Origin of the sequence: Candidatus Erwinia dacicola (genome assembly GCF_001756855.1) — a bacterium.
GTDB classification, from domain to species: Bacteria; Pseudomonadota; Gammaproteobacteria; order Enterobacterales; family Enterobacteriaceae; genus Erwinia; species Erwinia dacicola.
Map to the genome: position 1 here is coordinate 1 of NZ_MAYS01000395.1, position 8002 is coordinate 8002.

Consider the following 8002-nt stretch of genomic DNA (forward strand, 5'->3'; position numbering starts at 1 on the left):
AGCGGCCACGCGCTCAAGGATATAGGGCTTGAACGGGTCAAGCTTGCAGGGTCTGGGTGCGCGTGGCTTGTAGCGGATATCCGCTACGGGCAGCGGGCTACGGATATATCTGCGAACGGTCTCACAAGAGCATGAAAGCTGGCGCGCGATGGCGCGTATCGACATGCCCTGACGGTGTAAAACACTCATCTCCACTCTGGTCTCCAATGTCATCATTGGCAGTGCCTTAAAACTGCCATTTTTACCCTGGGTCGGTCAGATTTACATCGGCAGGTGGGCCAGTTTTACATCGGTAGCGACACACAACTGCGAAGCGCCGTTTGGTAAATCCGCTTTAATTCCTCCCGCTTCATGCTTTATGCTCTGTTTCTGACCTACCTGCCTTGCAATATGGATATCTGATGCGTTATCTGGCAACTTTCCTTCCTGTAGTCGCTTTACTTTCCGCCTGTAGCAGTCAGCCGAAAACGGCCTCGGCCGAACTTCACAGCAATCCGTTTAAAGGCAACGGCGGCTTCTTGCTTGAGCCTGCCCACAGCGGCACTGTGCTGGGGGGCGATTTCTCCAATAATCAGGCGGTCAACGCATTTATCGACAAAATGGTGCGCAAGCACGGTTTTGAGCGCCAGCAGCTGCACAATGTGCTGGCGCAGGCCAAGAACCTCGACTGGGTGATCCGCCTGATGGACCGCCAGGCACCCACGCCAACCACTCAAGGGCCGACCGGACTAAACAGCGCGTGGATCCGCTACCGCAGCAAGTTCATTACGCCGGATAACGTGCAGAATGGCGTGGCGTTCTGGAATCAGTATCGTGATGCGCTGCAGCGGGCGCAACAGACCTACGGCGTGCCGCCAGAAATTATTGTCGGCATTATCGGCGTGGAGACGCGCTGGGGCCGCGTCATGGGTAAAACGCGTATTCTGGATGCGTTGGCTACGCTGTCGTTTAACTATATGCGCCGCGCCGAATACTTCGGCGGTGAGCTGGAAACCTTCCTGCTGATGGTGCGTGAAGAGAATAATGATCTGCTGGACCTGCGCGGATCGTTTGCCGGTGCGATGGGCTATGGCCAGTTTATGCCGTCGGCATTTAAGCAGTATGCGGTCGACTTTAACGGCGATGGCCATATCAACTTGTGGGATCCGGTTGATGCGATTGGCAGCGTGGCGCACTACTTCCAGCAGCACGGCTGGCTGACAAACGGCACGGTGGCCGTGCAGGCTAACGGCCAGGCTCCCGGGCTGGAGAGCGGCTTTAAAACCCGTTACACCTTGGCGCAACTGGCTTCTGCCGGGTTCTCACCCATTATCCCGCTGGAAAATAACCAACAGGTTAGCCTGCTGAAGTTTGATATGGGCACCCGTTATCAGTACTGGTACGGGCTGCCGAACTTCTATGCCATCACTCGCTATAATCACAGCAACCATTATGCGATGGCGGTGTGGCAGCTGGGTGAAGCCGTGCGCGATGCGCGCTAGGGCGTAACGCGAGCTGTTGCAATTTTGTTATTTATCGCGCTGGCAGTCAGGCTTACAGTGGCCTTGGCTGCCACCGATCTTTTAGCGAGAAATAATGAAAGACTGGAACCCCGATCTCTACCGCCAGTTCGAAGCTGAGCGCACCCGCCCGGCGCAGGAACGGCTTAACCGCATCCCTTTATCCAACGTATCTTCCGCGACCGACCTTGGCTGTGACCCCGGCAACAGTACCGAGCTGCTGCATCGCGCGTGGCCCGCTGCCCGTATCACTGGACTGGATAGTTCGCAGTGGATGCTCGTCAGGCACAGCAGCGGTTGCCGGGCTGTGCGTTTGAGCTGGCGGATATCCGCAACTGGCAGGCCAGTCCGCCGCAGGAGGTGATTTATGTTAATGCCTCACTGCAGTGGCTGACCGATCATCCGCAGCTGTTTCCCCACCTCATCAACCAGCTGGCTGCCAACGGCGTGCTGGCCGTGCAGATGCCGGATAATCTCGATCAGCCCAGCCATCGCCTGATGCGCGAAGTGGACGGACGCCCACAATGGCAGCTGTGGGCATCGTGTGGTTTGGCTTTGCCGCCTCGACGGGAAAAGTACTAGCACTGGTTGAGCGTTTTCACGGTGACCGCGAGGCCGTTCGTCGCTAGGTAACGGCCTAGGCGCTTCAGACCCTGTACGATCATTTTCTCAAAAATTAAACTTGATACTGTATGACTATACAGTATAATCAGCGCATATTTTAGAGACAAACCAGCGTCCGCGTGTGCTTTACCCGCATGATTAGGAGTAGAAATGCCTATTGACGAAAACAAGCAAAAAGCACTGGCAGCAGCGCTGGGCCAGATTGAAAAGCAATTTGGTAAAGGCTCCATCATGCGCTTGGGTGAAGACCGTACCATGGATGTGGAAACCATTTCTACCGGTTCGTTATCCCTGGATATCGCTCTCGGTGCTGGCGGTTTGCCAATGGGCCGTATCGTCGAAATTTATGGCCCAGAATCTTCCGGTAAAACCACGCTGACTCTGCAGGTTATCGCTGCCGCACAGCACAAAGGTAAAACCTGTGCGTTTATTGATGCCGAGCACGCCCTTGACCCGGTCTATGCCAAGAAGCTGGGCGTAGACATTGATAACCTGCTCTGTTCTCAGCCGGATACCGGTGAGCAGGCGCTGGAGATCTGTGATGCGCTGGCGCGTTCCGGTGCTGTTGACGTGATTATCGTTGACTCCGTTGCGGCGCTGACGCCAAAAGCGGAAATCGAAGGCGAAATCGGTGACTCTCATATGGGCCTTGCGGCACGTATGATGAGCCAGGCGATGCGTAAGCTGGCCGGTAACCTGAAAAACTCCAGCACCTTGCTGATCTTCATCAACCAGATCCGTATGAAAATCGGTGTGATGTTCGGTAACCCGGAAACCACTACCGGTGGTAACGCACTGAAGTTCTACGCTTCTGTCCGTCTGGATATTCGCCGTATCGGCGCGATTAAAGAAGGTGACGAAGTGGTCGGTAGCGAAACCCGCGTGAAAGTGGTGAAAAACAAAATCGCTGCGCCGTTTAAGCAGGCTGAGTTCCAGATCATGTACGGCGAAGGTATCAACGTCTTCGGCGAGCTGGTGGACTTGGGCGTTAAGCACAAGCTGATTGAAAAAGCTGGTGCATGGTACAGCTACAACGGCGACAAAATCGGTCAGGGTAAATCCAACGCGGGTAGCTTCCTGAAACAGAACCCGGCGATTGCCAACGAAATCGACGCGAAGCTGCGTGAAATGCTGCTAGGCAACCAGAACGACAAGCCTGATTTTGTCCCTGCTGCGCACGAAGTGGACGAAACCAGCGACGCAGACGAAAAGTTCTGATAACGGTATATTCCCAAGGTCAGGCATGCCTGACCCTAGTTTTATCCTCATCTTCCCCCGTTGTGTTCCACCTGCTTTACCCCTTTAATCAGCCCATTCTCAACGTTTTTTCCTCGCACGGCACTTTTACAGACGTTACCCTTAACTCGTGTACATCTAACCGAAAACGGTGTGGATCACTATGTCAGAAACCACCGAATGAAACCGGCATGCAAAACTGCTGGAGCGGGCAACTCGTATCCTCGCGATGCGCGACCACAGCGAAGCGGAATTTCGCCGTAAGCTGGTGGTCTGCAGCGAGCGTGCAGCCCAGTTCTCAAAGGCGGAAACGCTACCAGAATCGCTGAGCCTGGAGAAGATCGATCAGGTTGTTGAGTGGTGCTATCAGCACAACTGGCTGGACGATACACGCTTTGCTGAGCGCTATCTGGCCGGCCGCAGCCGCAAGGGTTATGGGCCGCAGCGCATTCGCATTGAGCTGGGCCAGAAAGGCATCGATAAAAACCTGATTGATGAGACGCTGACCGCCAGCGAAATTGACTGGTCGAAGCAGGCGTTTGATCTGGCTGAAAGGAAGTTCAGCCTGCCATTTCCTACCGAATGGAAGGAAAAATCTAGGGTACAGCGTTATCTGATGACGAAGGACTTCTTTACCGAAGATATACGGGCTATTTTTGCAAATTTTGATGATTGACCTTCGATGGGATTTTACTTCCTTCTGAAGAAAATTTATCTTATTCACCACTTTTTGTTCGTGTGTCGCCGCAAGCAGCAGCCAATCCGGCGTAGCATGACCCACGAAACGTACGTTAGCGTGATTCTAGGACAAATATGAGCAAGAGCACTGCGGAGATTCGTCAAGCGTTTCTCGACTTTTTCCAGAGCAAGGGACATCAGGTTGTAGCCAGTAGCTCCCTCGTCCCAAACAATGACCCGACGCTATTATTCACCAACGCTGGGATGAACCAGTTTAAAAAAGTTTTCCTCGGCCAGGACAAGCGTAATTACTCCCGTGCGACCACATCGCAGCGCTGCGTGCGCGCCGGCGGTAAGCACAATGACCTCGAAAACGTCGGATACACCGCGCGTCACCACACCTTCTTCGAGATGCTGGGAAACTTCAGCTTCGGCGACTACTTCAAGAAAGAGGCGATTGGCTTTGCTTGGGAGCTGCTGACCAGCCCTGAGCGGTTCGGTCTGCCAAAAGAAAAGCTGTGGGTCACCGTGTACGAGACCGATGACGAAGCTTACGGCATCTGGAAAAACGAAATCGGCGTGCCGCGTGAGCGCATCATTCGCATTGGTGACAACAAAGGCGGTGCCTACGCTTCCGATAACTTCTGGCAGATGGGCGATACCGGCCCGTGCGGCCCGTGCTCGGAAATCTTCTTTGACCACGGCGACCACATCTGGGGCGGCCCTCCGGGCTGCCCGGAAGAGGATGGCGACCGCTATATCGAGATCTGGAACATCGTCTTCATGCAGTTCAACCGTCAGTCTGACGGCATCATGCTGCCCCTGCCGAAGCCATCCGTGGACACCGGCATGGGGCTGGAGCGCATCAGTGCGGTCCTGCAGCATGTGAACTCTAACTACGAAATCGACCTGTTTGCCAAACTGATTCAGTCTGTGGCGCAGGTCACCGGTGCGACCGATCTCAGCAATAAATCGCTGAGTGTGATTGCCGACCATATTCGTTCCTGTGCCTTCCTGATTGCCGATGGTGTGATCCCGTCGAATGAGAACCGTGGCTACGTGCTGCGCCGCATCATTCGCCGTGCGGTGCGTCATGGCAACATGCTGGGAGCAGAAGGGACCTTCTTATACAAACTGGTTGCTCCGCTGATTGCCGTAATGGGCGCAGCGGGTGAAGATCTGCAACGCCAGCAGGCGCAGCTCGAGCAGATCCTGAAAACCGAAGAAGAGCAGTTTGCAAAGACCCTAGAACGCGGTCTGGCGCTGCTGGACGAAGAGCTGGAAAACCTGCAGGGCGATACGCTGGATGGTGAAACCGTCTTCCGCCTGTACGACACCTTTGGTTTCCCGGTCGACCTTACGGCGGACGTCTGCCGCGAACGTAACCTGAAAATCGACGAAGCCGGTTTCGAGCAGGCGATGGAGCAGCAGCGCCAGCGCGCCCGCAGCGCCAGCGGTTTCGAAACTGACTACAACAACGTGATCCGCATTGACCAGACTTCTGCCTTCAAAGGCTATGAAGAGCTGGCGCTGAATGCAACAGTGACTGCCATCTTCGTTGACGGGCAGGCAGCTGATGAGATCAATACAGGTCAGAAAGGGGTGATTGTTCTCGATGAAACGCCATTCTATGGTGAATCAGGTGGTCAGGTTGGTGATACCGGCGAGCTGAAAACCAGCGATGCCAGCTTCAGCGTGAACGACACGCAGAAGTACGCGCAGGCGATTGGTCATATCGGCAAACTGTCCGCAGGCAAGCTGCACGTCGGCGATCGCGTGGCGGCACAGGTGAATGAGGCGCGTCGTGCGCGTATTCGTCTTAACCACTCGGCAACGCACCTGCTGCACGCCGCGTTACGTCAGGTACTTGGCGAGCACGTTGCGCAGAAAGGCTCACTGGTGAACGACAAATACCAGCGTTTCGACTTCTCGCATTTTAAGGCGATGAAGCCGGCTGAAATCCGCCAGGTTGAAGAGATTGTCAACGCGCAGATCCGTCGCAACCTGCCGATTGAAACCAACATCATGGAACTCGAAGCGGCGAAAGCTCACGGGGCCATGGCGCTGTTTAGCGAGAAGTATGATGACCACGTGCGCGTTGTCGGTATAGGTGACTTCTCAACCGAGCTGTGTGGCGGTGTGCACGCCGTGCGTACCGGTGATATCGGCCTGTTCCGTATTACCTCTGAGTCCGGCACTGCCGCTGGCAGGCGCCGTATTGAAGCCGTCACCGGGGAAGGGGCGCTGGCACAGGTTTACAGCCAGAACGAGCAGCTGCTGGATATCGCACACTTGGTAAAAGCCAATAACAGTAATCTGAATGAGAAAGTACGTGGGCTGATCGACCATGCACGCGGGCTGGAAAAAGAGTTGCAGCAGCTGAAGGATCAGCAGGTTGCGCAAGAAAGCGCATCGTTAAGTAGTAAAGCGATTGCACTGAAAGGCACCAAACTGTTAGTTAGTGAGCTGAGCAACGTCGAACCGAAGATGCTGCGTACGATGGTAGACGATCTGAAAAATCAGCTCGGCTCCGCGATTATCGTGCTGGCAACGGTTAGCGATGGCAAAGTCTCCCTGATTACTGGCGTGACCAAAGACCTGACCGACCGCGTGAAAGCGGGCGAACTGGTGGGCGAACTGGCTCAGCGGGTCGGTGGTAAGGGTGGAGGTCGCCAAGATATGGCTCAGGCAGGCGGTACAGATGCACAGGCGCTGCCTGCTGCGCTGGCTGGTGTTGAGTCATGGGTAACGGCAAAATTGTAACACTATAAAAACGTGTCGCGAATGGCGCTCTGGGTGAAAATCGGGGGCGCTTTACTTCCGCGCTACAACCCTGTAATCATAAAGTCAGGTTAATAATCCGGTTTTCGGCTAAACTAACTGCCATCCGAATGTATTGGTAAGCAGGTGCACTCTTAGTGTATTTGTCATAATCTACGTTTAGCGTTATATGATGGATAATGCCGGGAAGCCGTTAGCCCGACTTTTTTAATCTTTCAAGGAGCAAAGAATGCTTATTCTAACTCGTCGAGTTGGTGAAACCCTCATGATCGATGATGAGGTGACTGTAACTGTGCTGGGAGTCAAAGGTAACCAGGTACGTATTGGTGTGAACGCCCCTAAAGAAGTTTCGGTGCATCGCGAAGAGATTTATCAGCGCATCCAGGCCGAAAAAACTCAACAGACAAGTTACTAACGAGACTGTAATTTAAATTGTGTATCTGCCTGTTTTTGATATATTCATTCCAATAACGGAGACAGGCAAACTATGGACGAAAAGAAACGCAAAGCGCTGGCGGCTGAACTGGCTAAAGGCCTTAAAACCGAAGCTGATCTTGACCCGTTTTCCCGCATGCTGACAAAGTTGACCGTCGAAACAGCGTTAAATGCTGAGCTGACTGACCATCTCGGGCATGAGAAAAATGCCCCCAAAAAGGCTCTAATACCCGTAATGGCTGTTCGTCAAAAACCCTGCTTTGCGATGACGGCGAGATTGCGCTGAACACGCCGCGTGATCGTGAAAATACCTCTGAACCTCAGCTGATTAAGAAAAACCAGACGCGTATTACGCAGATGGACAGCCAGATTTTATCTCTCTACGCCAGAGGTATCCCCCCCGTGAAATCGTCGCCACGTTCAAAGAGATGTGCGACGCCGATGTGTCACCCTCGCTGATATCTGAGGTCAGCGACGCCGTAAAAAAATAGGTCGCTGAGCGGCAAAACCGGCAACCAGATGCGCTGTATCCCATTGTTTATATGCACTGTATTGTCGTAAAAGTCCGTTAGAATGGCAGCGTAATTAACAAAGCTGTTTTCCTAGCACTGGGTATCAATACCGAAGGCTAGAAAGAATTACCGGGCATGTGGGCTTGCCGAACATGAGGGTGCAAAGTTCATGGTTAGGAGATTGAATCGCCTCTTCTGAGAGCGCCCAACCATGAATGTCAGGACGAACTATCCCTT

General features: G+C 53.8%; 6 protein-coding genes and 2 pseudogenes. 7 read left to right on the forward strand and 1 reads right to left on the reverse strand.

Going from position 1 to position 8002, the window contains the following annotated elements; genetic code table 11:
• Positions 1–216, reverse strand: a 216-nt coding sequence (locus tag BBW68_RS16740) for a helix-turn-helix domain-containing protein (RefSeq protein WP_148127623.1), incomplete at its 3' end; no start/stop codon positions are given.
• Positions 217–401: 185 nt separating this feature from the next.
• Between BBW68_RS16740 and mltB the strand changes: the two genes are divergently transcribed.
• The 7 genes and pseudogenes from mltB to BBW68_RS16745 all read left to right on the forward strand — a co-directional run.
• Positions 402–1481: a lytic murein transglycosylase B gene (gene mltB / locus BBW68_RS10980; protein ID WP_070135397.1), complete on the forward strand. Its 1080-nt coding sequence runs from the start codon at positions 402–404 to the stop codon at positions 1479–1481.
• A gap of 94 nt (positions 1482–1575) precedes the next feature.
• Positions 1576–2030: pseudogene (locus BBW68_RS10985) on the forward strand (methyltransferase domain-containing protein); the annotation flags it as partial.
• A gap of 243 nt (positions 2031–2273) precedes the next feature.
• Positions 2274–3341: a recombinase RecA gene (recA, locus tag BBW68_RS10990; RefSeq protein WP_070135398.1), complete on the forward strand. Its 1068-nt coding sequence runs from the start codon at positions 2274–2276 to the stop codon at positions 3339–3341.
• A gap of 217 nt (positions 3342–3558) precedes the next feature.
• Positions 3559–4035 carry a regulatory protein RecX gene (locus BBW68_RS10995; RefSeq protein WP_245166623.1) on the forward strand — a complete coding sequence of 159 codons (477 nt, stop codon included), beginning with the start codon at positions 3559–3561 and terminating at the stop codon, positions 4033–4035.
• A 137-nt stretch (positions 4036–4172) separates the two neighbouring features.
• Positions 4173–6800: an alanine--tRNA ligase gene (gene alaS, locus BBW68_RS11000; RefSeq protein ID WP_070135399.1), complete on the forward strand. Its 2628-nt coding sequence runs from the start codon at positions 4173–4175 to the stop codon at positions 6798–6800.
• A 247-nt stretch (positions 6801–7047) separates the two neighbouring features.
• On the forward strand, positions 7048–7233 hold the full coding sequence (gene csrA, locus BBW68_RS11005) for a carbon storage regulator CsrA (RefSeq protein WP_070135400.1): 186 nt from the start codon (positions 7048–7050) through the stop codon (positions 7231–7233).
• Between the two features lie 72 nt (positions 7234–7305).
• A pseudogene (locus BBW68_RS16745) lies at positions 7306–7958 on the forward strand (transposase); the annotation flags it as partial.
• Positions 7959–8002: the final 44 nt, after the last annotated feature.

Excerpts from the sequence above, each read along its gene's own strand:
- mltB (WP_070135397.1), top strand. The coding sequence starts at position 402 with ATGCGTTATCTGGCAACTTTCCTTCCTGTAGTCGCTTTACTTTCCGCC.
- csrA (WP_070135400.1), top strand. The coding sequence starts at position 7,048 with ATGCTTATTCTAACTCGTCGAGTTGGTGAAACCCTCATGATCGATGAT.
- recA (WP_070135398.1), top strand. The coding sequence starts at position 2,274 with ATGCCTATTGACGAAAACAAGCAAAAAGCACTGGCAGCAGCGCTGGGC.
- alaS (WP_070135399.1), top strand. The coding sequence starts at position 4,173 with ATGAGCAAGAGCACTGCGGAGATTCGTCAAGCGTTTCTCGACTTTTTC.